Source organism: Pseudomonas sp. USHLN015, from assembly GCF_037153275.1.
GTDB classification, from domain to species: Bacteria; Pseudomonadota; Gammaproteobacteria; order Pseudomonadales; family Pseudomonadaceae; genus Metapseudomonas; species Metapseudomonas tohonis.
Genome location: NZ_JBBCKP010000015.1, coordinates 84,347 through 109,210 on the forward strand (window position 1 = coordinate 84,347; position 24,864 = coordinate 109,210).

The following is a 24,864-nucleotide window of genomic DNA, read 5'->3' on the forward strand; positions in this document are numbered from 1 at the left end:
GAGTCATGCCGAACCACCGTCCGCATGGGTTTCGCTCCGCTCTACACCATCCTACGGGCCTCGTTCATCCCGGGCATCGATGCACTGGCTTGCAGCTTGAAGCTTGCAACTTGCCGCTGCGGCCCCGCCGCTACATGTACCACCGATATTCCCGCGCACTGACCTCGTTGATGAAGTCGAGGTATTCCTGGCGCTTGTTCTCGCAATAGACCATCACGAATTCGCTGCCCAGGCCTTCGTTCACTGGGGCGCTCTGGCGCATGGCGGCGACGGCGGCGGGCATGTCGGTGGGGAAGTCGATGCCGCTGGAGCGGTCTTCGTTGAGCGGGGGGATGGGCTCTTTCGCGGCGTCGAGGCCGTGCTCCATGCCGGTGAGGATGGCCGCCAGCACCAGGTAGGGGTTGGCGTCGGCGCCGGCCAGGCGGTGTTCGATGCGCAGGTTGCGGCCGTCGGACTCGGGGATGCGGATGCACGCATCGCGGTCTTCGAAGCCCCAGCTGGCGCGGCTGGCGGCGTTGACCATGGCGCCGTAGCGGCGGAAGGCGTTGTGGTTGGCGGCGAAGATCGGCATGCAGTGCGGCAGCAGCTCCAGGCAGCCGGCCACGGCGTGGCGCAGGGGGCGCTGGCCGTCGGCGTCGAGCAGGTTGTTGCCCGCATCGTCGTAGAGGCTGACGTGCACGTGCATGCCGCTGCCCGGCGCGTCCAGGTAGGGCTTGCTCATGAAGCTGGCGCGGTGGCCGTGCTTCAGCGCCACGCCCCGGGTGCTGCGGCAGAACAGGGCGGCCCAGTCGGCGGCCTTGAGGCCGTCGTCGCAGTGGCCGAAGTTGATCTCGAACTGCCCCGGGCCCAGCTCGGCGGTGATGACGTTGGCCGCCACGCCCTGCTGGTTGGCGGCCTCGACCATCTCGTGGAGCACGGTGGAGAAGCGCGACAGGCGCTCGATGTGCATGTTCGGCTGGTCGTCCTCGTCGTCGCACAGGGCATCGCGAGGGTATTGCGGCAGGCCGTTCTTGAGCGTGCGGTCGAACAGGTAGAACTCCAGCTCGAAGGCCACCACCGGGCGGATGCCGCGACGGGCCAGGCGTTGCAGCACGCGGGCCAGCACCTCGCGCGGTTCGAACTCGATGGGCGCCTCGGTGCCGTCGGAGGTGATCAGCATCTGCCCCAGCGGCTGGCGCTCCCAGCACACCGGCTTGAGGGTGCCCGGCACCAGGCGCCGTGGCGCGTCCGGGTCGCCGTCGGCGAAGCAGTAGTCACCGATGGGGTACAGCCCGCCCTGGGTGCCCAGCAGCACGCAGTTCTGCGGCAGCTTCAGCGGGCCGCCGGCGGCGACCTTCTCCAGCATCTCCACCGGGTAGCGCTTGCCATAGAAGTGCCCGGGGATGTCCAGGCAGATCAGGTCCACGTAGCGGACCTCCGGGTACCGGGCACGGAAGGCACGCACTTCGGCGAGCAGGTCGGGATGTTGCGTATTCATTGTTTTTTCCTTCGCACACAGGGAGTTGCGGGGAAATTCGGATCAGAACCGTCGCGAGCGAAGGACAGGCAAGGCGAAATCAGGCGAGGACGCGGAGTTTACGAGCCGTAAATGAGCAGTCCGAGCCTGGTTTCAACGCAGCCTGGCCGAGCGCAGCAGGTTCTGGCCGGATTTCAGGTGAATACCCATAGGACCCGCGTTGGTTTATCGGAAAGGTTGGCGTAGCGGAACTGCGCATGGGCCGGCAGCTGGAAGCTGTCGTTGGGGTGCAGCACCACCGGTTCCTCGGCGTCGTCGAGCCAGATGCAGAGTTCGCCTTCGAGCACGAAGCCGCCCTGCTCGGAGCTGTCGTCCAGGTGCCCCTCGCCACTGGTGGCGCCGGGTTCGAGGTGGCTTTCGAGCATGGAGAAGCCGGCCGACATGTTCGGCGAGGCGAGCACATCGGTGATGCCCCCGGCGTAGTAGAGCGTGCGGCGCTCGCCGGGGCGGGTCACCCAGCGCACCTCGCGGGGCTTGCTCAGGCTGTAGAAATAGGTGGTGGGCACGCCCAGCGCCTCGCTGATGGCGGTGAGGTCGGCCACGGTCGGGCGCGACAGGCCGCGCTCCACCTGGGAGAGGAAGCCCACCGAGCGGTCGATGCGCGCGGCCAGCTCGCCCAGGGTCAGGTTCTTGTGCTTGCGCAGGTCGCGGATGAGGATCGCGAGGCCTTCGATCTCGTCTTGCATGTCCATGTCGGATCTCCTTCGGTGCCGGCGTCAGGCCAGGTCGCGCAAGCGATACCAGGCTTTGCCGGCGGCTTCCAGCGGTGCGGCCAGCAGCGAGCCGCCGGGGAAGCGCGGGTTGTCCAGGCCCTGGTAGAGCGCGAGCAGTTGCTCGTCGCCGAGGATGGCGTCGGCCACCGCGCGGGCGCCGGCCAGGGTCGGCAGGATGCCGTGGCCGGAGAAGCCCTGCAGCCAGTAGCGCCGGCCCTGGCGGCCGATGTCGGGGGTGCGCTTCATGGTGACGTCGATGTGGCCGCCCCAGCCGTAGTCGATCTGCACGCCCTTGAGCTGCGGGAACACGCGCTCCAGGTAGGGCCGGGTGGCGGCAGGCACGTCCTTGGGCAGGCCGCCCAGGTAGGTGCAGCCGCCGCCGAAGAGCAGGCGATGGTCGGGGGTGAGGCGGAAGTAGTCAGGGACGAACTGGTTGTCGATCACGCAGCTGTTCTTCGGCAGCAGCGAGCGCGCCAGGTCCGGGTCCAGCGGCGCGGTGGCCACCTGGTAGGAGCCCACCGGCAGCAGGCGCGAGGACAGTTGCCGATCGAGGCCGTCGACGTAGGCGTTGCAGGCCAGCACCAGCACGTCGCCACGCACTTCGCCCTCGGGCGTGCGCGCCACGTAGCCGGCCGGCGTCTCGCGGTATTCCAGCACCTGGCTCTGCTCGAAGATGCGTCCGCCGGCCGCCTCGATGGCGCCAGCCAGGCCCTGGGCCAGCTTCAGCGGGTTGAGGTGGGCGGCTTCCGGGTCATAGAGCGCGGCCTTGTAGCGCGGGCTGTCGATCCATTCCGGCAGCTCGTCGCGCTCGATCAGGCGCATGGCGTCGTAGCCCCACTTCTGCTCGGCGTCGCGCTGGGCCTCGCGCAGCAGTTCGACGCGACGCTCCAGCACCGCCGTCCACAGGCTGCCGACGCGGTAGTCGACATCGAAGCCGTGGCGCTGCGGCAGCTCGCGCATCTCGCCTGCGGCCCAGCGCATGCTGTCCCACAGGCGGCGGGTGCGCTCCTGCCCCAGGGCCTTTTCCAGCGGCGGCATGTCGCACGACCAGCCCAGCAGCGCCTGTCCACCATTGCGCCCGGACGCCGCCCAGGCCACGCGGCTGGCCTCCAGCAGCACCACGCGCTTGCCGGCCAGGGCCAGGCGCAGAGCTGTGTGCAGGCCGCTGAAGCCGGCGCCGATGATCAGCACCTCGCTGTCCAGGCTGCCCTGCAGGCGTGGGCGCAGGGGGATGGAGCCGGGGTAGCTGGCGGCGTACCAGGTGCCGACATGCTGGGCGGATTGCTTGAACATGCGAGGCCTCATGAAATTTTAATTGATGAATTTCATGAAAATCTAGCATCTGAATTTCACGATGCCAAGCGACTCGATGCCGATGACCTCGACCGGCTCACAGGATGGCGTTGCACCCGGGGCGAAAGCTGTTGTCCGATAAGCCGCCAAGAACCATCGAGTCGCGAAACCTCGCGGCCACAGGAGTGAACGGATGAAAGCACGATCCCTGGCGGCGCTCTGCGCCCTGGCGCTGCTGGCCGGCTGCAGCCATGACCAGCCCAGGCCCGAGGCGCCGCCGCAGCGCCTGCCCAACCAGGTGCAGGACCAGCCCACGCCCCTGGAGCTGCTGCGCAGCAACGCCGAGCGTGGCGACCTGGAAAGCCAGTTCCAGCTCGGCAGCCACTTCTTCGTGGGCAAGCCGGCGGATCTCAAGCAGGCCGAGTTCTGGTGGAAGCGTGCCGCCGACAAGGGCCATGCCATGGCGGCGGTGAGCCTCGCCTACCTCTACACCGGGCGCAACGACCCGGCCTACGCCAACCAGCAGGCGATGCTGAAGTACCTCAACCAGTCCGCCGCCGCCGGCAACCCGATGGCCCAGCACGTGCTCGGCAGCCTCTACCTCAAGGGCGAACAGGGTGTGCCACACGACCCGGACCAGGCCCGGCGCCTCTACCAGGCCGCCTGCGGCCAGCGCTACGAGGCCAGCTGCGCGGCCCTCAAGAGCCTGCCCTGAACCCCGCGATCAAGGACGAACCATGCGCATCCCGCTCTGCCTGATGCTGCTGGCCCTGCCCGCAGCCGCCATGGCCGACGAAGGCACCGGCTCCTGGCTGCTCAGCAGCAGCGCGGCCACCACCTTCGCCCCCGCCACCACCAGCAACCTCAGCCGTGATCGGCGCGAGCCGGGCGTCTACGCGCTGGCCCGCGACGACGCGGCGGCCTTCGTCGCCAGCGACGGGCGCATCCGTGGCGCGCAGCTGGAACGTGCGCTGCAGGCCCTGCACCAGCAACCCGCAACGGCGGGCACCGACGACATGAGCCTCGCCCGCGCCCTCTCCGCCTCGGCCTACCGCTGAGGCGAACGCGCCAGCGGCAGCTCCGCATAGGCGGCGCGCTGGCGCTGCACCCAGGTCGCGTACACCACCAGCATCAGCAGCACGCCGCCCAGCACCAGGGACGAGCCGACGGTGCCGAAGTCCAGCCCGCCCTTCTCGTGGCTCTTGGTCAGCACGTCGCCCAGGGTCGCGCCGAAGGGCCGGGTGAGCACGAAGGCCAGCCAGAACAGCAGCACGGTGGAAAGGCGCGTCAGGTAGTGCGCGGCGACCACGATGGCCAGTGCACCGCCGATCAGCAGCGCGCCACCGGCGAAGCCGAGCCCGGAATCATCGGCGAGGTAGTCGCCCAGCGCCGTACCCAGGGTGTTGGAGAAGAGGATCGCGCCCCAGTAGAACAGCTCGCCGCGCCGCGAGCGGATGCGGTCCACCGACAGCGAACCCTCGGTGACCCGCCACAGCGCGAAGATGCACAGCAGGATGCCTATCAGGATCGCCGAGCCGGTGGCGTAGCCCAGGCCCAGGGTGCGGTCCATGAAGTCGGACATGGTGGTGCCGGCGGTGCTGGTGGAAAGGATCACCGCCCAGTACACCAGCGGGTTGTAGCGCTTGCTCGCCAGCTGCGTCAGCAGGGTGGCGAAGAACGCGCTGATGAGGATCAGCGAGCTGATCGCATAGCCGACGTCCAGCGTCATCGACAGCAGGTCCCCGGCCGTCTCGCCGAGCGTGGTGGCGCAGATCTTCATGATCCAGAAGGCCAGGGTGATCTGGGGCAACTTGTTCATCGCGACTCCCGGGGTCCGCCCGAAGAGAAGGCGCACCGCAGGCGGCCGCCAACGCGAGGCACGGACCCGGTCTGCCCCAGCGCGAGGCAAGGTTGCGGGCCCGGGAGTGAAAATGCGGTGAAGGAAGCATGAAGGGAATGTCGGGGTGTCCTTTCAGTGGCTCCCCGCGAACGCGGGGGCCCACTGAACGGGGCCCGCAGCCCGAGCCTCAGTCCGCCACCGTCACGCGGTTGCGGCCCTCGCCCTTGGAGCGGTAGAGCGCCTCGTCCGCGCGCTTGTAGAGGCTGGCGCGGGTGTCGCCCGGCTCGCTCAGGGCCACGCCGATGCTCACCGTCAGCACGCCGGAAACCTGCGAGCCCTCGTGGGGGATGCCCAGGGCCTCGACACGCTGGCGCACGCGTTCGGCGGTGCGGGTGGCGAAGTCCGGCACCAGGTCGCAGAACACCAGGGCGAACTCCTCACCCCCCAGGCGGGCGGCGATGTCCAGGGAGCGCCGGGGCAGCGCGCCCAGGGTCTCCGCCACCGCCTGCAGGGCGGCGTCGCCCATCGGGTGGCCATAGCGGTCGTTGTAGGCCTTGAAGTAGTCCACATCCACCAGCATCAGCCCCAGGCAATGGCGCTCGCGCTGGCTTTCGAGCAGGGCGCGCTCGAGGAGTATCTCGAACATGCGTCGGTTGAACAGCCCGGTGAGGCTGTCGCTGTCGGCCAGTTCCTTGAGCGCCGCGCGGGTGAGGAACTGGCGGCGCGTGGCGGATTCCTGGAAGTAGCGCGACATGCCGGCGAAGACCATGGCGACCAGGGGGTAGATGGACAGGGCGATGAAGTCGTCGAGATACCCCTCCGGCAGGTAGATCGGAATCGCCACCAGCATGGCGATGAAGGTGATCACCGCGCAGACCACCGAACCCCAGTAGCTGTAGCCGACGGGGAAGAAGATGGCGATCAGCACCAGGATCATGCCGTCGAGGTTGAAGGGCATCCCCACCTGCTCCAGCACCTGCATGTAGAGGATGTTGCTGACCAGCGTCGTGGTGCCGATGAAGAACACGGTACAGGGCACCCAGAAGACGCCCGCCGAGCGATCGTTGCCGTAGAGCACCATGATCGCCGAGAGCATGATTCCGGCCAGGGCGATCAGGCGCATGCCGAAGATCGCCGGGGTCAGCGCCGCCTCGTAGTGGCGCAGGGCGTAGAAGACGTCGAAACCGAGGAAGAACAGCAGCGCCAGCAGCAGCGTGCAGAGGGCGCCGATACGCGTATTGCGAAAGGCCCGGTAGTTGGAGATACGGTATTCCGCCTCCAGTTCGGGCTCGAAACGCAGCCATCCAAAGCCTTTGTTGAGCTGCCGCGTGTAACGGCTCTCGGCGTAGTGGCTGAGCAACAGCTGGACCTTATCCATCCCTGACCTCACCTCCCGCACCCTCAGGTAAACAGCTTTCAGGGGATCGCCCATGGAAGCCGACGTGCCAAAAGTATGGCATGGCGCCACCAGCGCCAACCGTCCCTGCATCAATCCTTGTACGGGTTTCAGGCCATACCGCTGGTCGTCAGGCGCCGCCTCGCAACCCCTGGCGACATGCCGCTGAAACGCTTGAAGGGGCGACGGAATGCCGCATCCGATGGCCAGCCGAGCTTCGCGAGCAGAGCTCGCTCCTACGGGAGCCGGCGTCGTGCACAGCCGTAGGTTGGGCCGAGGTACGAGGCCCAACGCGCGGAGTCGAACACGGCATCGTTGGGCCTCGCTGCGCTCGGCGCCAACCTACAGGGAGCGCTCCCTCGGCGTAGCCAAGCTTCGCGAGCAGAGCTCGCTCCTACGAGAGCCGGCGTCGTGCACAGCCGTAGGTTGGGCCGAGGTACGAGGCCCAACACGTGGAGTCGAGCACGGCATCGTTGGGCCTCGCTGCGCTCGGCGCCAACCTACAGGGAGCGCTCCCCGGCGTAGCCAAGCTTCGCGAGCAGAGCTCGCTCCTACGAAAGCCGGCGTCGAGCACAGCCGTAGGTTGGGCCGAGGTACGAGGCCCAACGCGCGGAGTCGAACCCGGCATCGTTGGGCCCGGCATTGGGCATGGAATTAGCTGCCGATCACGCCGCCGTCGTTCTTGGTGATCAGCACGGTGGTGGAGCGCGGGCGGCTCTTGCCGTCGCTGGCCGGGTAGCTGATGCCGGGGTGCTGGATGTTGACCCACATGCTGCGGCCGTCCGGGGTGAAGGTGATGCCGGTCAGCTCGCAGCCGCGCGGGCCGACCAGGAAGCGGCGCACCTCGCGGGTCCTGGGGTCGGCGCAGAGCAGCTGGTTGCAGCCGATGCGCGCCATGGCCGGCTCGATGTCGTCGAAGTCGGTCTCGATCCACAGGCGGCCGGCGGGGTCGAAGGCCAGGCCGTCCGGCGAGGAGAAGGCGTCGCCGTTGATGGTGCCGATGAGGCTGGCCGGCACCGGCTGGCCCTTGTCGTCCTTGGCGCCCTTGGGTTCGCCGGCGAGCAGGAAGATCTCCCATTCGAAGGTGGTGGCGGTGGGGTCGCCGCCCGCCTCGTTCCAGCGCAGGATCTGCCCGTGCAGGTTGTGCGGGCGCGGGTTGGCGGCGTTCAGCGGCTTCTTGGCGCCGCGCTCGTCGTTGTTGGTGAGGGTGACGTAGACCTCGCGGGTCTCCGGGTGCGCGGCCACCCACTCGGGGCGGTCCATGGGCGTGGCGCCGAGAACGTCGCCGGCGGCACGGGCATTGAGCAGCACCTCGGCCTGGCTGGGGAAGCCGTTCTCGGCGGTGAGGCCGTTCTGCCCGTGCACCAGGGCCAGCCACTGGCCCTTGCCGTCGTCGTCGAAGCGGGCGACGTAGAGGGTGCCCTCGTCCAGCAGGTCGCGGGCGGCCCTGGGGTTGGCGGCGTCGAAGCGGCCGCTGGGCACGAACTTGTAGATGTACTCGCCCTTGGTGTCGTCGCCGTAGTAGTAGGCCATGCGCCCGTCCTTGCCGAGGGACAGGGTGGAGCACTCGCGGCAGAAGCGGCCGACGGCGGTGCGCTTCTTCGGCGTGCTGCCGGGGTCGAAGGGGTCGATCTCCACCACCCAGCCGAAGCGATGCGGCTCCTGCACGTGGCCGTCGTGGGGCTGGTCGCGGTAGGGCGTGGCGTCGAAGCGGGGGTCGGCGGTCTCCCAGCCGTAGTTCTTGCTCAACCCTTCCCTGGCGATGCCGTAGCGCTTGTGGGACACGCGCTGGGCATGGTCGGCCGCGTCGCGGTTGATGAAGTAGTTGTGCCAGTTCTCCTCGCAGGCGAGGTAGGTGCCCCAGGGGGTGACGCCCATGGAGCAGTTGTTGAGGGTGCCGATCACCTCCCGCCCGCTGGGGTCGGAGGCGGTCTTCATCAGCGGGTGGCCGGCCAGCGGGCCGCTGAGCTGCATAGGCGTGAGGGTGGAGATGCGGCGGTTGTAGCGCGAGCCGGCGACCCGCTGCCAGTGGCCGCTGCCGTCCTTCTTCACCTCGATGACGCTGACGCCGTGGGCCGCCTGCTCCTTCTTCACGTCCTCCGCCTTGCGCTTGCCGTCGAGGTAGACGATGCCGGCGGCGTGCAGGGTGGGGTTGATGTATTCGTGGTTGACCACCAGCAGGCCGTGGTCGTTGGGCGCCTCCGGGAAGGGGAAGAAGTGCATGCCGTCATGGTTGTCGCCGGCCTGCTTGAGCTGGTCCTCCCAGGTTTCGCTGGCGTCGCCCTTGAAGGCCGGAGCATCGGCGAGTACGGCATCGCCCCAGGAGAAGAACGGCCGGGCGCTGTAGCCCTCGGCGACGATGACCTGGTCGAACGTCGCATCGAACTGCTGGGGCACGCCCTTGAAGCCCAGCAACCCGTCGTCGGCCACCGCTCGGCAGGCGCTGATGCCGCCGCCGAAGAAGCCCAGGGCCGCCATCGCAAGGCCGCCCTTGAGCACGTTGCGGCGGCCGGCATCGACCATCTGGTCCAGGCTGCGGTTGCCGCTGGGGTTGATGGCCTCGTCGTCGTGGGCGGCGAGTGCGGCATGGAAGGCTGCGAAATCCTGGTTCATCACGTCTCTCTTCTGGTCTGCGCCGGCGCTGCGCGCTCAGCGTTCGATGCGGTAGTGGAAGGTGTTGCGCACGCCGGGCACGGCCACGGGCTGGCCGTTCTCCAGGCGCGGCTGGTAGCGGAAAGTCTGCGCCGCGGCCAGTGACGGGCGGATGAACAGCGGGTGACAGTCGCCCACCACCTGCGGGTCCTCGACGCGGCCTTGCGGGTTGACCCGGTACTCGACCGTGCAGTCGCCCTGGATGCCCTTGTCGAGGGCGCGCTGGGGGTAGTCCGGCGCCTCCTTGGCGATCGGCAGGTACTGGCGGCTGTTGGCGGCGGCTTCGGCAGCGGCCTGGCGCGCGCGCTCGGCAGCCAGGCGTTGCTGTTCCGCCTGGCGGGCCAGGTCGAGCTGACGCTGTTGTTCGGCGGCGGTGCGCTCGGCCTCCAGGCGCTGCTGCTCGCGGCGCTGGGTTTCCCGCTGTATCTGCTCCTGGCGCTTCTGCTCCTCCACGCGCTTGCGCGCCAGGGCGGCCTGCTCCTGCTTGCGCTGCTCGACGCGTGGGTCGACCTGCGGCTTCGGCGGCTCGAGCGGCACCGGGGGCGGCGCCACCGGGGCGGGCTCGGCCACGGCCGGCTGCACCGGCGCCGGGGGCGCGGGGGCCGGTTCGGGCACCGGCGAGGGCAGGCTGATGAGCTGGGTGGTGAGCACCCGCTGCACGGGCTCGGCGGGGCGCTCGGGGGCCCAGCCGGCCATCAGCAGCACCAGCGCAGCCAGGTGCAGGGCCAGGGCGCAGCCGGCGGCGAAGGCGTGGCGCCAGAATCCGGCAGCGGGCAGGCGCAGGCGGGAAAGCGGGGTGTCGCCCATGACCATCACGCTCATTGCGGCGCCTCGGTGATCAGCCCGAGGTTGGCCACCCCGCCCTGCTGCAGCGCGGCCATGGCGGCCACCACCTTGCCGTAGCCGGCGTCCTGGTCGGCGCGGATGTACACCTGGGTGTCGCCGCGCTCGGCGATCAGCGCGCCCACCTTGGCGGTCATCTCCTCCAGGGCCACGGCGCTGTCGGTCCGGTTCTCGGTGTCCAGCTCGGTGCCGAGGTTCCAGTAGTAGCCGCCGTCGGCCTGCACCGAGAGGGTGAGAATGCGCTGCTGGCTGTCACGGGGCAGCGCCTCGCTGGCTACCTTGGGCAGTTCGATCTTCACGCCCTGGGTGAGCATCGGCGCGGTGACCATGAAGATCACCAGCAGCACCAGCATCACATCGATATAGGGCACCACGTTCATTTCGGCCTTGGGGCCGTGCTTGCGCTGGGGGCGGACGAGCATGCTGCACCTCAGGCCGCGGCGGCGACGGGATTGGCGCCCACAAGGCGGCGTTGCAGGCGGCCCTGCAGCTCATTGCCGAAGGCGTAGTAGCGCGCCACCAGGCCCTGGGCGCGGGCCGAGAAGCGGTTGTAGGCGATCACCGCGGGGATGGCGGCGAACAGGCCGATGGCGGTGGCGATCAGCGCTTCGGCGATGCCCGGGGCCACGGTGGAGAGGGTCGCCTGCTGCACCTGGGACAGGCCGATGAAGGAATTCATGATCCCCCACACGGTGCCGAACAGGCCGATGTAGGGGCTGACCGAGCCGACGGTGGCGAGGAAGGTGAGGCCCTTCTCCAGGCGCTCCTCCTCTTCGGCGATGGCGACATAGAGGCTGCGCTCGACACCGTCCACCACCATGTCCGGGGCGATGCCCGGCTCGCGGCGCAGCTGGGCGAACGCCTGGTAGCCGGCGTGGAAGATGCGCTCCAGGGCGGCGTCCTCGTCCGGCTCGCCGTCCTTGCGCTGCAGCTGGCCGAGCTCGGCGGTGCCGCGCAGGCGCGCCAGGAAGGCACGAGCCTGGCGTTCGGTGCGCGCCAGCAGGGCGCCGCGCTGGACGATCAGGTACCAGCTGAACAGGGAGGCGAGCAGCAGGATCGCCATCACCCCTTTCACCAGCAGGCTGGCGTCGCTGATCAGGCCCCAGACGGTCATCTGTTCCAGTGTTGCGTGCATGGTTCGGTTCCTCGTGTTGCCGGGCCCGCTGGCCCTATTCGATTACGCGGTGGTGACGGATTGATGACAGCGCTTCAGTGCAGGCCCAGGGTCCGTGCCACCTCGGCCCAGGGCACGAACTTGAAGTTCTGGGTCTGCTCGGGCATGCGCTTGCGGCCGTCCTGCACCACCAGAAGGCCCTGGCTCCAGGGGCCGCCGAGGTTGGCGGAGGTGACTTCCAGGCCGTCGGTCTCCGAGGCGCCGTCGATGCCGGCCCCGGCGTTGAGGCCGACACGGAAGGCGCCGCGCAGGGCGAAGGGCGGCTCGGCGTCGAGCACCACGTAGCTGTCGTTGCCCTGGCTGGAGATCACCAGGTAGTCGCGGGCCTCGCTCTGGTAGAGGCCCAGGCCCTCGACGTCGGCGTGCAGCGCGTCGCCCACCTTCATCACCGAGGCGAGGTCGGCGGGGGCGTCGGCGCGGGCGTCCAGGGCCCAGACGCCGACGTCCTCCTCGCCGATGAACAGGCGCTGGCGCTGGTCGTCGGCGACACAGCCCTCGGGCTGGCTGTCGACGCGGAACTCGCGCACCAGTTGCCCGCTCGCCGCGCCGCTGGCGCCGTCCAGGCGGTATTGCAGGAAGCGCCCGTCCTTGCCGTTGGCGAAGGCGTAGAGCTCGCCGGAGGCCGGCTGAAACAGGCAGATGCCGTAGATCTCCTTGAGCGGGGTGGGCACCTCGCCGGCCGGCTTCACCTCGCCCGTGGCGCGGTCGATGGCGAACAGGCTGAGGCTGTTGCGGTCGCGGTTGCTGGCCACGGCCAGGTCGACCCGCTGGCCGCCGAGGGCGAAGCCGGGGCGCACGTCGACGTTGTTCAGGCGGCCCACCGGCAGTTCCTGCAGCAACTGGCCATCGAGGCCGTAGACCAGCAGGCCCTGCTTCTTGTTGGTGCCGAGCACGCGGCTGGCGGCCGCATCGTTCGGGTTGACCCAGATGGCCGGGTCGTCAGCCGCATCGCCCTGGCGCCCCACCGGCTCGCTCTGGCGCAGGGCGGCGACGCTGGGGAGCACCGGCGGCAGGGCCACGGGCTGCGCCTGCCAGTCCAGCCGGCCCTGGTGGAAGCGCCCGCTGGCGTCGTCCTGCAGCAGCAGCTCGGTGCCCCGGGCGCTGGCGGCCACGGCGATGCGCTCGGGCTCGTCCAGGCCCGGCAGCGCCAGGCTGGCCACGGCCTGCCAAGCCTCGCCCTGCTGCTGGTAGAGGTGCAGGCGGGCGGCGGACGGGTCCAGCGCCAGCAGGCCGCCGGGCACCACGGCCATGGCCCCGGCGCGTTTCGCCAGGCCGCCGAAGGGGGCCAACAGGTCCACCGGCATGCGGGCGCTGTCGGCTTCCGGGTGGGCCGGGTAGGCCCAGAGGCCGACGTTCTCTTCGTTGACGAACAGGCGGTTGGCAGCGTCGTCCACCTGGCAGTACTCGGCCGCCGGTGGCAGGGCCAGGCCGCGTACGCGTCGGGCCTCGGCATTCAGGCGCGGGCCGGCGCCCACCAGCCACTGCTCGCCGTGGCCGTCCTCGCCCACCAGGAACAGGTAGAGGTTGCGCGCGTCGTCGCGGTACAGGCAGAGCCCGGCGACGGCGTAGTCGCGGGCCGGCAGCTGCAGTGGGGCGCCCCAGCGCTGGGCGCCGGGGTCCAGGCTCACCAGGGTGGCCTGCTGGGTGGCGTTGTCGAGGCTGGCGACGATCACGCCCCGGGGCCCGGCGCTGCGCAGGTCGAGGCCGGAGAAGGAGCCGGGCAGGCGCGCCCGTTCGCGGCCTTCGCCGTCGAGCAGGAGCAGGCCGTCGCGCTCGCTGGCGGCCAGGCGGGCGTCGCTGCCGGGCAGCGGGCGAAGGTCTTCGGCCTTGAGGGCGGAGGCGCCCCATGGGCTGAGGTCGAGCCGGGGAGACGAGGACTCGGCGGCCGGGCGCGGCTGGCAGGCGGCCAGGCCGAACAGGGCGGCGAACAGCAGGACGGTGCGGGGGCGGATAGCGGTCATCGGGCGGTTCCAGGCGATACGGGGGTGCCGCCCTCCCCGGTGGGGAGGGCGTGGCGATCAGAAGTGGGTGAAGGTCAGGCCGAGCGTGTAGGTGGGGCCGTATTCCTCGTACTGGGCGTTGTAGCTGCGGCGCCCGGTGTAGACGTAGTAGTGCTCGTCGGTGAGGTTCTGCGCCTCGAAGGACAGCTGCAGCTCCTTCGTCAGGAAGTAGCGGGCGCTGAAGTCGACGAAGGTCTGCGAATCCACGTGCAGGTCGTGCTGGCGGTCGCCCACCGGGGCCACTTCGAACAGGTAGTCGGACTTGTAGTTGGCCGAGAGGCGCAGGCTGAGTGTGTCGTTCTCCCAGCCGAGCATCAGGTTGCCGACGGTGTCGGACTGGTTGGGCAGGTCGATGTCGCGCTCAAGGGTGCGGCCGCTGGCGGCGTCGAAGCCTTCGATGCTGGCGTCGGAGCGGCTGAAGGTGGCGTTGGCGCCCAGCAGTAGGCCGTTCCAGGGCGCGGGCAGCCAGTCGAATTTCTGCGAGTAGGCCAGTTCCAGGCCGTAGAGCTTGGCGTTGTCGCCGTTGGCGTAGGTGTTGGCCTCGTCGAAGGTCGCCCAGGCGCCGGTGCCGGCGAGGTCGGTGTTGTAGATGAAGTTGTCGATGTCCTTGTAGAAGACGAAGGCGGAGACCACGCCGGCGCGGCCCAGGTAGTGCTCGATGCCCAGGTCGAAGTTGCTCGACTCCAGCGGCGACAGGTCGGGGTTGCCGAAGCTGGCCTCGTCGCCGTCGATGACGAAGCCCGGGGCCAGCTGGCCGAAGGTGGGGCGCACCACGGACTTGGTCCAGGCGGCGCGCAGCTGGGTGTCCTTGTCCAGCTGGTAGCGGGCGTGCAGGCCGGGCAGCCAGTGGTGGTAGTCGCGCTTGCGCTCGATGCTTTCGTAGGCGCCATCGCGGATGCCGGTGCCCTTGGCCTCGAACTCGGTGCCCTCGTAGCGCAGGCCGGCGATGAAGCGCCAGTCGTCCACGTCCAGGGTGTTCATGAGGTAGGCGGCGTTGATGTCCTCGCTCATGTCGAAGTCGTTCACCCGCGACTCTTCCTCGTTGTAGAAGTCGGCGGCATCGAGCTGGCCGATCAGGCCCTTGATGGCGCTGGCGCTGATGCCGGGGCCGAAGCGGTCGAGGGCGTAGTGCACGGTGCCCTTCTGGAACCGGCCGAGGTTGAGCTGCTCGTCGCTGAAGAAGGTGTCCAGGTCCTCGTAGGTCCAGGCTTCCAGGTCGTTGGTCTTGTCGCGGCGGCTGAGCTTGCCGCCGAACTTGGCCTGGGCGGCGTAGCCGGAGAGGTCGTAGTCGCGGGCGAGGTCGAGGCGGATGTTCTTCTCGGTGTCCTCGGTGTTCTGCTTTTCCCAGTCGATCTTGTCGAGGGCGAAGTTGGCCGGGTCGTAGAAGCCGTTCTCGACGTTGAGGCGCGGCTTCTTGCTGTCGTCGAAGCCGGTGCCGGTGAAGTCGCGGATGCCTTCGAAGGTGGCACCGGCGATGTGGCCGGGGCTGTCCTCGCTGGAGCGGCTGTAGCCGGCCTGCCCGCTCAGGGTCCACAGGCCCATCATGCGTTCGCCGCCGAACACGTAGGAGTGGATCTCCTGGGTTTCCTCGCGGTCCTTCAGCTCGCGGTAGCCCTCGCCGTCGCCGGTCTCGCCCGGCAGGCGCGCGTCGTCGAACTCGATGCCGGCGGCGTTGCGCGTCTCGCTGTCCTTGAAGCGGCTGTAGAGGGTGCGCAGGTAGTAGCTGGAGACGTCGTCGGGCTTGTAGTCGAAGTTGAGGCCGCCGCCGGCACGCTCGCGGGTGATGGCGTAGTCGCGCTGCTCCAGCTCCTCCAGGCGGGCGCCGTCCTCGAAGTCCCAGGCGCCGCCGGTCTCGACGTTGTCGGAGCCGAACTTGCGTTCCTGCCAGCTCAGGGCCGCGGCCACGCCGAAGTTGTCGATGCCCTCGCCCAGGCTGAAGCGGTCGCTGATGGCGCCGGAGAACTTGGGGCTGGTCTGGTCGGTGTTCTCGTCGTAGCTGCCCTCGGTGCTGCCGGTGTAGAACAGGCCCTCGTGGTCGAAGGCGGAGAGGCTCTCCACGTCGATGGTGCCGCCGAGGGAGTTGGCGTCCATGTCCGGGGTGAGGGTCTTGATCACGGTGAGCGACTGCACCAGCTCGGCGGGCAGCACGTCCAGGGCCACGGCGCGGCGGTCGCTTTCCGGGGCGGGCACCAGGGTGCCGTTGATGGTGACGCTGTTCAGGTCCGGGCCCAGGCCGCGCACGCTGACGAAGCGGCCTTCGCCCTGGTCGCGCTCCACCGAGACGCCGGGCAGGCGCTGCACCGCTTCGGCGGCGTTCTGGTCCGGCAGCTGGGCGACGCCATCGGCATGCACCACGCTCTCGACGCTGTCGGAGGCGCGCTGCTCCTTCAGGGCCTTGTCGATGCTCACGGCCTGGCCGACCACCTCGACGTGCTCGGTGGCGCCGGTGGCGCCCTCGTCGGCGGCCAGCGCGACGCCGGCCATGGCCAGGGTCAGCGCGCTGAAGGTGAAGCCCGCGAGCCGGGCGGCGGTGCTGCGCTTGTACATGAATGCTCTCCCCAGGATTGGTTCCAGGCCAGGCAAATGGCCCGGCAATGTGGGAGCGGACGCTAGGCAGCGCGGATGAAGCTTCTGTGACAGGACAACGGCACCGGGCGGCAATGGCGGGGTTTTGCGGGGGTAGCCCCGGGGTTTTGAGCTGATAGGACCCGAGCACGGCGATGCAAGCCAGGCCGGAGCCTCCTGTAGGGGCGAATTCATTCGCCCAGCGGAGCGCAGGTCCGCCGCTACCTACAGCCCCGCAGAAGCAGCCCTGCGGGCTGCCTGGCGAATGAATTCGCCCCTACCAAAAGCAGCGCGAAATGCTGAAAAACACCCCACGTCCCCTGAGCCGATCCGACCCTCCCACCCCGCTCCGGCGCTGCAACCTCGCCGTCACAATCATCTGCTCTGCTGGCCCGGTCTAACCCTGCGGACCTGCCCATGACCTCCCTGCTGAAGCTGCACCGCCTCAAGCTCACCGCGCTGTTCCTGGCGGCCAATGCCGGGTTGCTGCTGCACCTGGCGGTGGGCGACCTGAAGGCGGCGTCGGAGTGGGTCTGGCTGGACATACTCGGCGAGGGCGGCTCGGCGCTGCTGGCGCTGGTGTGGATCGGCCTGGTGTTGAAAAGCCGGCCCGCCGGGCGGGTGACCAACCTGCTGGTGCTGGGGCTGGCGGGGGTGTTCTTCTCCTGGTGGATCGACAGCCTCGACGAATTCATCCGCATGCCCGACACGGTGCACTGGGACCACTGGCTGGAGTCGGTGCCGATGCCCATCGGCCTGGTGCTGCTGACCCTGGGCATCTACCACTGGCACCGCGAGCAGCTGGCCATCAGTGCGCAGATGGAGAAGCGCGAGCGGCTGTTCCGCGAGCATCGCCAGTTCGACACCCTCACCCCGCTGGGCGACGCCGACTACCTGCGCCGCCAGCTGGAGCTGGGCCTGGGCGAGGCCGCCGCGAACGGCCAGCCGCTGTCGCTGGTGATCCTCGACATCGATGACTTCAGTCAGGTCAACGACCGCTTCGGCCACGCCGAGGGCGACCACCTGCTGCTGGCCCTGACACAGTTGCTGCTGCTCAACCTGCGCCGCCAGGACCTGCTCTGCCGCCTGGCCGGCGACCGCTTCGTGGTGCTGCTGCCGAACACCGGCGAGCGCCAGGCGCACCAGCTGGCCACGGAGCTGGGCGAGGCGGTGGCGCACTTCGCCCACCGCACCCGCCAGCACGGCGAGCGCCTGCAACTGCGCGCCAGCACGGCGGTGGCGATGGCCCTGGACGAGAGCCCCGAGGCGCTGCTGCAACGGCTCAACCTGGCCCTGGCGAAGGCGCGCTCGCCGCGCCTGGCCCACAGTGCCTGAGGTGCGCGATGACCATCAGGGGTGACTGGTACGAGTGCGACAGCCGCTTCATCCCGGCCCACGGCCAGCCGGCGGTGCTGATCGACCTGGCGCTCTCGCGGGGGATCGACAGCCACCGCCTGCTGCGGGGGACGGGTTTGTTCTACGAAGACATCCTCGCCGGCGGGCAGCTGGTCAGCCCGCAGCAGTTCCTCGGGCTGATCGGCAATGCCCGGCGCCTGCTGGCCGCCGACGACACGGCCTTTCTCTTCGGCCAGCGGCTTTTGCCCGGCCACTACGGCGCCGCCAGCCACACCCTGCTGCACGCCGAGCACCTGCAGGATGCGCTGGGCCAGTTGATCCGCCAGCGGGCGCTGCTGACCCCGTTGCTGGCGCCCCGGCTGTTGCTGGACGAGCAGGACGCCTGGCTGTACTGGGTGGACGCCTGCGGGGCGGGGGAACACCGGCGCTTCCTGCTGGAGGCGAGCATGACGGCGGTGGCGGCGCTGTGCCGGCGCCTGGGCGGGGAGCGGCTGCCGTGGCGCTACCACTTCGCCCATGGCCAGCCGCGCTGCATCGAGCAGTACTGGGTGCACCTGGGGGAGGAGGTGCGCTTCGACCAGCACGTGGACGCCATGCAGGTGCCGCGCGCCTGGCTGACCCGGGCGCTGCCGGAGGCGTCGCAGACCGCCGGCCGGGTGGCACGCCAGGAATGTGCGCGCCAGCTGGAGGCGCTGGGTCATCGCGCCAGCCTGCTGGACCGGCTCTACGGCTGGTTGCTGGAGCGGGTGCGCGAGGCGCCGGTGCTGGAGGACGCGGCCCAGGCCTTCGCCATGAGCCCGGCCACCTTCAAGCGCAAGCTGGCCAAGCACGGCACGCACTATCAGGAGCAGCGTGACCTGGTGCGCAAGCACGTGGCGCTGTACCTCTATCGCATCAAGGGCTACGGCAACGACGAGGTGGCGGCGTACCTGCGCTTCCACGACAGCACCAACTTCCGCCGCTCGCTCAGGCGCTGGACGGGGCTCTCCCCCAGCGCGCTGCGCCAGCTGTTCGGGGCTTGAGGGGCGTCATTCGTAGAACAGCGTGAGGGTGGCGGTGGTGATCACCGCGCCGGGGCTGACCGTGGGCTCGACCTGGTAATAGCGCGCAATCAGGGGGATCACGCTGGAGCCGCCGGCTGCGCCGATGTTCAGGTGGTAGGCCTTGGCCCCCAGCACCAGGGGCGTCCCGCCGCCCGCGCCCTTGAGCAGTTGCACCCCCACGCCCCTGGCCATGCCGCTGCCTGCGCTGTTCTTGAGCACCGAGTCGGCGGCCTGCAACCCGTCCACGCGATAGGAGATGCGGATATCGGGGTCGCAGTCGAGCTCGAGGTTGAAGGCCTTCGGCCTGGCGCTGCTGCCGACCCCGCCGAAATGGTGCAGGTTGGCGATGGGCAACTGCACGGTGGTGGTGGGGGTGCGCAGGCGGCAGCCCTTCTTGGTGAACACCAGTTGGGAGGACGGGAAGGTCAGTTCGTTGGTCAGCAGGTTGTGGTAGTAGACGCGGATCGGCGGGATGTTGAAGGTGCCCGTCTCGATGGGCCCGGTCTTGATCAGCTGGATCCACCAGCGCTGGGCGGGGACGTACTTGTTCGACGATATCTGCATCTCCGTCCGCGGGTAGCTCATGAAGGCCCCACCATTCATGGTGGCGGGCGGCCGGTTGGCGTTGTTGTGCCAGGCCACCTTGATGCCGACGCCGGGCACACCCGTTTCATAGACATCGGCCTGGTCGGTCCGGGTGGCACCTCCGTAGTAGCCATGGTCGTGCCAGATGGTGCCCGGCCCATAGCAGGACGCGCTGGCCTCCCCCGTGCCGACCCAGCCATTGGTGTCGAAGAGCACCGAGCCCACCGGGGCATCGCGCTGCAGGGAGAGTGAGGTCGGAAGCGGGAAGTGGGTCTTGTGGCCCGAGCCGGTGCAACTGGCTCCGAAGGCCAGTCCGGAGACAAGGAGCGCCAGGGCGCCTGCCAGCCTGCTGCAGATGAGAGGGGTCATGGAAACGCCCAAACAGAGTACGGGCGAAAATCCTAGCGGCACCAAAAGTGGCGACGCGTAGGAAAAAGCACCAAGGACTCCGCCCCTGTCTGTAGGCCATTGCCCTCGGCAGCCGGATGGCAAGGCTCCGCCTGCGGCTTCACCGGCGCACCGTGACTTCCACGTGCATTCGGGTAGCCTTGTCACTCCCTGACCCGCTCGAAGCCTCGCCATGCCAGATGCACCCGTCTTTCTCGACGATACCGACCGCCAACTGATCGCCGCCCTGCAGATCAACGCCCGGGAAAGCGTCGCCACCCTCGCCCGCCGCCTGGGCATCGCGCGTACCACGGTGAACTCGCGCCTGGCGCGCCTGGAGCGCAGCGGGGTCATCAGCGGCTATGGCGTGCGCCTAGGCCAGCGGGTTGCGGAGGGCGGCCTGCAGGCCTACGTGGGCATCACCGTCAGGCCGCGCAGCGGCAAGGACGTGCTGCGCCGGCTGACCGGCATGGCCGAGGTCCAGTTGCTGTGCACCGTGAGCGGGGAGTTCGACTACGTGGCCTGGCTGCGCGCCGAGTCGCCGGAGCGGCTGGACCTGCTGCTGGACGAGATCGGCAATGTCGAGGGCGTGGAGCGCACCACCACCTCGATCATCCTCAGCTGCAAGATCGACCGCGGCCAGCCGCTGCAACCCGACCCGAGCTGAAGGGTCGGTCAGCGGTAGAACAGGGTCACCGTGGCCACGGTGATGACATGGCCCGGCACGATCCGCTCCTCCACCTGCCGGTAACGGGCCATCAACGGGATTTGCATCGTCTTTCCAGCCACCCCGCTGTGCCCGAGGGGGTACTCGCGGCCGGTGTGCAGCGGAACGTGCTGCATATCCGTCAGTTGCACCCCCACACCTTTAGCCATCATCAGGCCCGTGCTGTTCTTCAGCGTCGATTCGTCATGGGTAAGCCCATCGATGCGGTAGGCGATGTTCAGGCCGGGATCGCAATCGAGGTTGATGCTCACATCGAGCGGCCAGGCGGTGCTGCCGACGCCGGAGAAGTCCTTGAGCCAGGTCTTGTGCAGGTCGCGGGTTCGGTCCCGGCCATCGACCAGCCTGCAACTCCGCGCCTGGAAGGTGATGGCGAGCGAGGGGAATCGCAGGGTGTTGGTGCGCTCGTCGTGGTAGTGCACCTCCACGTTCGGGATGCTGTAGGTGCCGCTGGAGATCGGCCCGGTCTTGATCAGCTGGATCCACCAGTTGCTCGCGGGGGTATAGCGGCCCCAGGCCAGCGCATCCGTCTTGCGCGGAGAGTTCATGAACTCGCCGCCGCTCATCTGCGCCGGCAGCGACTTCGAGTCCCGCGACCAGGCCACGCGGATGCCGATACCCGGCACGCCACTGGGGTAGACGTTCGGATGCCCCGGAACGCCCGCTCCGCTGATGAAGCCCCGGCGCAGCCAGAGGTCGCCGTGCTGCAGGAACCCGCCGCAGGTGACATCCGCCGTGCCGCCCTGGATCCAGCGCTGGGTATCGAACAGCACGAGCCCCTCCGGCGCGTCGCGCGGCACCACCAGCTCCGCCGGCAGGGGCGCCAGGGTCGGGGGCGCCTCGGCGGCCCGGGTGCAGGTGGCGGGGAACCCCCACGCCTGCTGCTGAAGGACCCCGAGCAGCGAACAGAAAAGGATGAACGTACGACGGAGCCAAGCACGCATGAGGCATCTCCCAGAGCCCGAGTGACAAGGCCTGGATGATGGCTTATCGATATCCGAACGCGGGCGGGCCGTCCTCCTGACTTGCTGGAGGACATGTCTCTACACTGCGATGAATATTCCCAAGAGGGCCGGGCCGCGTCGCGAAGTTTTCGTCATATCGAATCTCCGCATCGTCTATTTGCTATAAATACTCACGTATTGACGACACAAAACGTCTTATGGACGAAAAACAGCCTCCCTAGAATGACGCCAACGCTGCACAGACAGCCCTCTCATTCTTCAGGTCGCCATGCACACCACCAATCGCCACCCCGCCGACGGCAAGAAGCCGATCACCATCTTCGGCCCCGACTTCCCCTTCGCCTTCGATGACTGGATCCGGCACCCCTCTGGCCTGGGCAGCATTCCCGCCGAGCGCCAGGGCGAGGAAGTGGCCATCGTCGGCGCCGGCATCGCCGGGCTGGTGGCGGCCTACGAGCTGATGAAGCTGGGCCTCAAGCCGGTGGTGTACGAGGCCTCGAAGATGGGCGGGCGCCTGCGCTCGCAGGCGTTCGAGGGCGCCGAAGGAATCATCGCGGAGCTGGGCGGCATGCGCTTCCCGGTGTCGTCCACGGCCTTCTACCACTACGTCGACAAGCTGGGCCTCGAGACCCGCCCCTTCCCCAACCCGCTGACGCCGGCCTCCGGCAGCACGGTGATCGACCTGGAGGGCAAGACCTACTACGCCGAGAAGATGGCCGACCTGCCGGCGCTGTTCCGCGAGGTGGCCGATGCCTGGGCCGACGCGCTGGAGGACGGCGCGCAGTTCAGCGAGATCCAGCAGGCCATCCGCGACCGCGACACCAAGCGCCTGAAAGAGCTGTGGAACAGCCTGGTGCCGCTCTGGGACGACCGCACCTTCTACGACTTCGTCGCCACCTCCAAGGCCTTCGCCAAGCTGTCGTTCCACCACCGCGAGGTGTTCGGCCAGGTGGGCTTCGGCACCGGCGGCTGGGACTCGGACTTCCCCAACTCCATGCTGGAGATCTTCCGCGTGGTGATGACCAACTGCGACGACCACCAGCACCTGGTGGTGGGCGGCGTGCAGCAGGTGCCGCTGGGCATCTGGCGCCACGTGCCCGAGCGCATGGCCCACTGGCCGGCCGGCACCAGCCTGGCGTCGCTGCACAACGGCGCGCCGCGCCCGGGGGTGAAGCGCATCGCCCGCGCCGCCGACGGCCAACTGGCGGTGACCGACGCCTGGGGCGACACCCGCCACTACGCGGCGGTGCTGACCACCTGCCAGAGCTGGCTGCTGACCACCCAGATCGAGTGCGAGGAATCGCTGTTCTCGCAGAAGATGTGGATGGCCCTGGACCGCACCCGCTACATGCAGTCGTCGAAGACCTTCGTGATGGTCGACCGGCCCTTCTGGAAGGACAAGGACCCGGTCACCGGCCGCGACACCATGAGCATGACGCTCACCGACCGCCTCACCCGAGGTACCTACCTGTTCGACAACGGCGACGACAAGCCGGGGGTGATCTGCCTCTCCTACTCCTGGATGAGCGACGCGCTGAAGATGCTCCCGCAGCCCATCGAGAAGCGCGTGAAGCTGGCGCTGGACGCGCTGAAGAAGATCTACCCGGACGTGGACATCGCCAGCCACATCATCGGCGACCCGATCACCGTCTCCTGGGAGGCGGACCCGCACTTCCTCGGCGCCTTCAAGGGCGCGCTGCCGGGCCACTACCGCTACAACCAGCGCATGTACGCGCACTTCATGCAGGACGACATGCCCGCCGAGCACAAGGGCATGTTCATCGCCGGTGACGACGTGTCCTGGACCCCGGCCTGGGTGGAAGGCGCGGTGCAGACCTCGCTCAACGCCGTGTGGGGGATCATGAGGCACTACGGCGGCGCCACCCATGCCGACAACCCCGGCCCGGGCGATGTGTTCGCCGAGCTCGGCCCCATCGCCCTGCCGGAATGACCAGGAGAGACGCCATGCGCATCGCCCTCTACCAGTGCCCGCCCCTGCCGCTGGACCCGGAGGCCAACCTCGCGCGCCTGCACCGCCAGGCGGCCGAGGCAGCGCGGCGCGGCGCACGGTTGCTGGTGGGCCCGGAGATGTACCTGAGCGGCTACAACATCGGCCGCGAGGCGGCGCAGTCCCTGGCCCAGCCCGGCGACGGCCCCTGGGCCCAGCGGGTGGCGGCCACCGCCCGCGAACAGGGCATCGCCCTCCTCTACGGCTACCCGGAACGCGGTGAAGACGGGGCGCTGTATAACTCGGCGCAACTGATCGACGCGCGTGGCGAGCGCCTGGGCAACTACCGCAAGACCCACCTGTTCGGCGAGCTGGACCGGGGCATGTTCAGCCCTGGCGAGGCGCCCTGCCCGATCATCGAGCTGGAAGGCTGGAAGCTCGGCGTGCTGATCTGCTACGACGTGGAATTCCCCGAGAACGTACGGCGCCTGGCCATGGCCGGTGCCGAGCTGGTGCTGGTGCCCACCGCCAACATGGTGCCGTACGACTTCGTCTGCGACGTGCTGGTGCGCACCCGCGCCTACGAGAGCCAGTGCTACCTCGCCTATGCCAACTACTGCGGCGCCGAGGGGGCCATCCGCTATTGCGGCCTCTCCAGCCTCAACGGCCCGGACGGCGAACAGACCGCCCGCGCCGGTCGCGACGAGACCCTGCTGCTGGCCGACCTTGCCCACGAAGCCCTGCAGACCTCGCGTGCCGCCATCACCTACCTGCACGACCGCAGGCCGGAACTCTACCGGCCCTGACCGCCCCGGGCCCGGCTGGCGAAGCGGGTTCAGTGGTTCCCCGCGTTCGCGGGGATGACGGGAGGGGTGGGACGTGGAAGCCACGGTCGAATCCGCGCGGCCTGGCGCTCGGGATGTCGGGCTGCACCCGCAGGCTTCCCGCAGGAGCGCACTCCGCTCGCGATGCCCTTCCGCGATCCACGCCGGCTCGGAGTTGAGGGCGTGCCGACAGCTCCCCGCCCCCTCGTCACCCTCGCGAACGCGGGGGCCCACTGAAACAGCGCGCCTCGTTCACCGGTGCCTGGAATGAAAGACCGCCCGGGGCAAAGGGCAGGGCCGCCGGGCGGTTGAGAAAGAGACTCGAGGGGACAGGGTCAGGTCAGCACGGCGTGCGGGCCGGTGAGGTAGTCGAGCAGGCGGAACAGTGTCGGCGCCAGGGCGCTGCAGTGGGGGAAGCCGTCGCGGATGGCGGCGGCGCTTTCCACCGACCCCATCAGCGCCAGGTCGTCGGGGCAGGCTTCGAGCAGTTCGTGGATGCTTTCGGGCGTGCTTTCCAGGTGGCATTGCAGGCCGATGGCGCGTTCCTTCCAGACGAAGCCCTGGTTGGCGCAGGCCGCCGAACCGTAGAGCGGGATGGAGCCGGCCGGCAGGTCGAAGGTCTCGCCGTGCCAGTGCATGGCCATGAGGCGCTGCGGCAGCATGCGGCCCAGCGGCGAGTGCTCGGCGTGGGCGTGTTTCTCCATGGGCCACCAGCCGATCTCGACCTGCCCCGTGCGGACTTGCGCGCCGAGGGCCTCGGCCAGCAGCTGGGCGCCCAGGCAGATGCCCAGCACGCGCTTTTCAGCGGCCAGGGCCGCGCGGATCAGCGCCTTCTCGCCGGCGAGCCAGGGCACCACGGCCTCGTCGTGGACGCTCATCGGCCCGCCCATGACGATCAGCAGCTCGAAGGCATCCAGCTCCGGCAGCGGGCAGCCTGCATGCAGGTAGTGCACGCGCACCTGGGCCGAGCGCAGGTCGAGCCATTGGGCGATACGACCGATGCCCTCGAAGGGGACGTGCTGGAGGATGGCGACGCGCAT

21 protein-coding genes are annotated in these 24,864 nt (G+C 69.1%); 7 read left to right on the forward strand and 14 right to left on the reverse strand.

Translation table 11 applies throughout. The features are described 5' to 3' along the window. Nucleotides 1–130: 130 nt before the first annotated feature. The 3 genes from WFQ67_RS26700 to WFQ67_RS26710 form a co-directional block, all read right to left on the reverse strand. The gene (locus tag WFQ67_RS26700; RefSeq protein ID WP_337058664.1) at nucleotides 131–1,477 is read right to left on the reverse strand and encodes a glutamine synthetase family protein; all 1,347 of its coding nucleotides are present in this window, start codon (nucleotides 1,475–1,477) and stop codon (nucleotides 131–133) included. Nucleotides 1,478–1,650: 173 nt separating this feature from the next. Next, nucleotides 1,651–2,208, reverse strand: coding sequence for a helix-turn-helix domain-containing protein (locus WFQ67_RS26705; protein WP_213628165.1), 558 nt, complete (start codon nucleotides 2,206–2,208; stop codon nucleotides 1,651–1,653). Between the two features lie 24 nt (nucleotides 2,209–2,232). After that, nucleotides 2,233–3,522: an NAD(P)/FAD-dependent oxidoreductase gene (locus tag WFQ67_RS26710; RefSeq protein WP_337058665.1), complete on the reverse strand. Its 1,290-nt coding sequence runs from the start codon at nucleotides 3,520–3,522 to the stop codon at nucleotides 2,233–2,235. Between the two features lie 193 nt (nucleotides 3,523–3,715). Here WFQ67_RS26710 and WFQ67_RS26715 point away from each other — a divergent pair, with 193 nt between their 5' ends. Both WFQ67_RS26715 and WFQ67_RS26720 read left to right on the forward strand, forming a co-directional pair. Next, on the forward strand, nucleotides 3,716–4,237 hold the full coding sequence (locus WFQ67_RS26715; RefSeq protein ID WP_337058666.1) for a tetratricopeptide repeat protein: 522 nt from the start codon (nucleotides 3,716–3,718) through the stop codon (nucleotides 4,235–4,237). 22 nt (nucleotides 4,238–4,259) lie between these two features. Further along, nucleotides 4,260–4,580, forward strand: a complete 321-nt coding sequence (locus WFQ67_RS26720; RefSeq protein WP_337058667.1) for a DUF2388 domain-containing protein — start codon at nucleotides 4,260–4,262, stop codon at nucleotides 4,578–4,580. Here WFQ67_RS26720 and WFQ67_RS26725 read toward each other — a convergent pair. From WFQ67_RS26725 to WFQ67_RS26760, 8 genes are all read right to left on the reverse strand, one after another. Further along, nucleotides 4,571–5,341: a COG4705 family protein gene (locus WFQ67_RS26725; RefSeq protein ID WP_111259534.1), complete on the reverse strand. Its 771-nt coding sequence runs from the start codon at nucleotides 5,339–5,341 to the stop codon at nucleotides 4,571–4,573. The two genes, WFQ67_RS26720 and WFQ67_RS26725, sit on opposite strands and share 10 nt — an antisense overlap. 208 nt (nucleotides 5,342–5,549) lie before the next feature. Beyond that, a complete protein-coding gene (locus WFQ67_RS26730) occupies nucleotides 5,550–6,740 on the reverse strand; it encodes a GGDEF domain-containing protein (RefSeq protein WP_213628160.1) in 1,191 nt (396 codons plus the stop codon). A 672-nt stretch (nucleotides 6,741–7,412) separates the two neighbouring features. Next, nucleotides 7,413–9,371, reverse strand: a complete 1,959-nt coding sequence (locus tag WFQ67_RS26735) for a PhoX family protein (protein ID WP_337058668.1) — start codon at nucleotides 9,369–9,371, stop codon at nucleotides 7,413–7,415. Nucleotides 9,372–9,407: 36 nt separating this feature from the next. Continuing rightward, entirely contained in the window at nucleotides 9,408–10,232 is an 825-nt protein-coding gene (locus tag WFQ67_RS26740; protein ID WP_337058669.1) for an energy transducer TonB, read from the reverse strand. Then, nucleotides 10,229–10,675 (reverse strand): protein TolR, encoded by a 447-nt coding sequence (gene tolR, locus WFQ67_RS26745; protein WP_044412031.1) that lies wholly within the window; start codon nucleotides 10,673–10,675, stop codon nucleotides 10,229–10,231. The genes WFQ67_RS26740 and tolR overlap by 4 nt, the downstream gene beginning before the upstream one ends. Before the next feature lie 8 nt (nucleotides 10,676–10,683). Beyond that, entirely contained in the window at nucleotides 10,684–11,388 is a 705-nt protein-coding gene (gene tolQ, locus WFQ67_RS26750) for a protein TolQ (protein WP_213628155.1), read from the reverse strand. A 74-nt stretch (nucleotides 11,389–11,462) separates the two neighbouring features. Continuing rightward, the gene (locus WFQ67_RS26755) at nucleotides 11,463–13,388 is read right to left on the reverse strand and encodes a phytase (RefSeq protein ID WP_337058670.1); all 1,926 of its coding nucleotides are present in this window, start codon (nucleotides 13,386–13,388) and stop codon (nucleotides 11,463–11,465) included. Nucleotides 13,389–13,445: 57 nt separating this feature from the next. Continuing rightward, entirely contained in the window at nucleotides 13,446–15,974 is a 2,529-nt protein-coding gene (locus WFQ67_RS26760) for a TonB-dependent receptor (RefSeq protein WP_337058671.1), read from the reverse strand. Between the two features lie 435 nt (nucleotides 15,975–16,409). Here WFQ67_RS26760 and WFQ67_RS26765 point away from each other — a divergent pair, with 435 nt between their 5' ends. Together WFQ67_RS26765 and WFQ67_RS26770 are read left to right on the forward strand one after the other, a co-directional pair. After that, nucleotides 16,410–17,327 carry a GGDEF domain-containing protein gene (locus WFQ67_RS26765; RefSeq protein ID WP_107329735.1) on the forward strand — a complete coding sequence of 306 codons (918 nt, stop codon included), beginning with the start codon at nucleotides 16,410–16,412 and terminating at the stop codon, nucleotides 17,325–17,327. Nucleotides 17,328–17,335: 8 nt separating this feature from the next. Further along, nucleotides 17,336–18,370 carry an AraC family transcriptional regulator gene (locus WFQ67_RS26770; RefSeq protein WP_213628149.1) on the forward strand — a complete coding sequence of 345 codons (1,035 nt, stop codon included), beginning with the start codon at nucleotides 17,336–17,338 and terminating at the stop codon, nucleotides 18,368–18,370. Nucleotides 18,371–18,376: 6 nt separating this feature from the next. Here the strand turns inward: WFQ67_RS26770 and WFQ67_RS26775 are convergent, their stop codons facing one another. Then, complete coding sequence (locus WFQ67_RS26775) at nucleotides 18,377–19,345, reverse strand: fimbrial protein (protein WP_337058672.1); 969 nt, start codon at nucleotides 19,343–19,345, stop codon at nucleotides 18,377–18,379. Nucleotides 19,346–19,556: 211 nt separating this feature from the next. On the opposite strand from WFQ67_RS26775, the gene WFQ67_RS26780 reads away from it, so the two are divergent. After that, nucleotides 19,557–20,030: an Lrp/AsnC family transcriptional regulator gene (locus WFQ67_RS26780; RefSeq protein WP_213628145.1), complete on the forward strand. Its 474-nt coding sequence runs from the start codon at nucleotides 19,557–19,559 to the stop codon at nucleotides 20,028–20,030. 8 nt (nucleotides 20,031–20,038) lie between these two features. On the opposite strand, the gene WFQ67_RS26785 is transcribed toward WFQ67_RS26780, so the two are convergent. Continuing rightward, nucleotides 20,039–21,031, reverse strand: a complete 993-nt coding sequence (locus WFQ67_RS26785) for a fimbrial protein (protein ID WP_337058673.1) — start codon at nucleotides 21,029–21,031, stop codon at nucleotides 20,039–20,041. 289 nt (nucleotides 21,032–21,320) lie between these two features. Here WFQ67_RS26785 and WFQ67_RS26790 point away from each other — a divergent pair, with 289 nt between their 5' ends. Both WFQ67_RS26790 and WFQ67_RS26795 read left to right on the forward strand, forming a co-directional pair. Continuing rightward, nucleotides 21,321–23,003: a flavin monoamine oxidase family protein gene (locus WFQ67_RS26790; protein ID WP_337058674.1), complete on the forward strand. Its 1,683-nt coding sequence runs from the start codon at nucleotides 21,321–21,323 to the stop codon at nucleotides 23,001–23,003. Nucleotides 23,004–23,017: 14 nt separating this feature from the next. Further along, a complete protein-coding gene (locus tag WFQ67_RS26795; RefSeq protein ID WP_337058675.1) occupies nucleotides 23,018–23,806 on the forward strand; it encodes a carbon-nitrogen hydrolase family protein in 789 nt (262 codons plus the stop codon). 353 nt (nucleotides 23,807–24,159) lie between these two features. Here the strand turns inward: WFQ67_RS26795 and WFQ67_RS26800 are convergent, their stop codons facing one another. Next, entirely contained in the window at nucleotides 24,160–24,864 is a 705-nt protein-coding gene (locus WFQ67_RS26800) for a type 1 glutamine amidotransferase (protein ID WP_213628136.1), read from the reverse strand.

Coding starts and splice junctions, on each gene's coding strand:
- WFQ67_RS26765 (WP_107329735.1), top strand. CDS start 16,410: ATGACCTCCCTGCTGAAGCTGCACCGCCTCAAGCTCACCGCGCTGTTC.
- WFQ67_RS26725 (WP_111259534.1), bottom strand. CDS start 5,341: ATGAACAAGTTGCCCCAGATCACCCTGGCCTTCTGGATCATGAAGATC.
- WFQ67_RS26720 (WP_337058667.1), top strand. CDS start 4,260: ATGCGCATCCCGCTCTGCCTGATGCTGCTGGCCCTGCCCGCAGCCGCC.
- WFQ67_RS26735 (WP_337058668.1), bottom strand. CDS start 9,371: ATGAACCAGGATTTCGCAGCCTTCCATGCCGCACTCGCCGCCCACGAC.
- WFQ67_RS26770 (WP_213628149.1), top strand. CDS start 17,336: ATGACCATCAGGGGTGACTGGTACGAGTGCGACAGCCGCTTCATCCCG.
- WFQ67_RS26795 (WP_337058675.1), top strand. CDS start 23,018: ATGCGCATCGCCCTCTACCAGTGCCCGCCCCTGCCGCTGGACCCGGAG.
- WFQ67_RS26785 (WP_337058673.1), bottom strand. CDS start 21,031: ATGCGTGCTTGGCTCCGTCGTACGTTCATCCTTTTCTGTTCGCTGCTC.
- WFQ67_RS26740 (WP_337058669.1), bottom strand. CDS start 10,232: ATGAGCGTGATGGTCATGGGCGACACCCCGCTTTCCCGCCTGCGCCTG.
- WFQ67_RS26800 (WP_213628136.1), bottom strand. CDS start 24,864: ATGCGCGTCGCCATCCTCCAGCACGTCCCCTTCGAGGGCATCGGTCGT.
- WFQ67_RS26705 (WP_213628165.1), bottom strand. CDS start 2,208: ATGGACATGCAAGACGAGATCGAAGGCCTCGCGATCCTCATCCGCGAC.
- WFQ67_RS26775 (WP_337058672.1), bottom strand. CDS start 19,345: ATGACCCCTCTCATCTGCAGCAGGCTGGCAGGCGCCCTGGCGCTCCTT.
- WFQ67_RS26700 (WP_337058664.1), bottom strand. CDS start 1,477: ATGAATACGCAACATCCCGACCTGCTCGCCGAAGTGCGTGCCTTCCGT.
- WFQ67_RS26790 (WP_337058674.1), top strand. CDS start 21,321: ATGCACACCACCAATCGCCACCCCGCCGACGGCAAGAAGCCGATCACC.
- WFQ67_RS26715 (WP_337058666.1), top strand. CDS start 3,716: ATGAAAGCACGATCCCTGGCGGCGCTCTGCGCCCTGGCGCTGCTGGCC.
- WFQ67_RS26755 (WP_337058670.1), bottom strand. CDS start 13,388: ATGACCGCTATCCGCCCCCGCACCGTCCTGCTGTTCGCCGCCCTGTTC.
- tolQ (WP_213628155.1), bottom strand. CDS start 11,388: ATGCACGCAACACTGGAACAGATGACCGTCTGGGGCCTGATCAGCGAC.
- WFQ67_RS26780 (WP_213628145.1), top strand. CDS start 19,557: ATGCCAGATGCACCCGTCTTTCTCGACGATACCGACCGCCAACTGATC.
- WFQ67_RS26760 (WP_337058671.1), bottom strand. CDS start 15,974: ATGTACAAGCGCAGCACCGCCGCCCGGCTCGCGGGCTTCACCTTCAGC.
- WFQ67_RS26710 (WP_337058665.1), bottom strand. CDS start 3,522: ATGTTCAAGCAATCCGCCCAGCATGTCGGCACCTGGTACGCCGCCAGC.
- tolR (WP_044412031.1), bottom strand. CDS start 10,675: ATGCTCGTCCGCCCCCAGCGCAAGCACGGCCCCAAGGCCGAAATGAAC.
- WFQ67_RS26730 (WP_213628160.1), bottom strand. CDS start 6,740: ATGGATAAGGTCCAGCTGTTGCTCAGCCACTACGCCGAGAGCCGTTAC.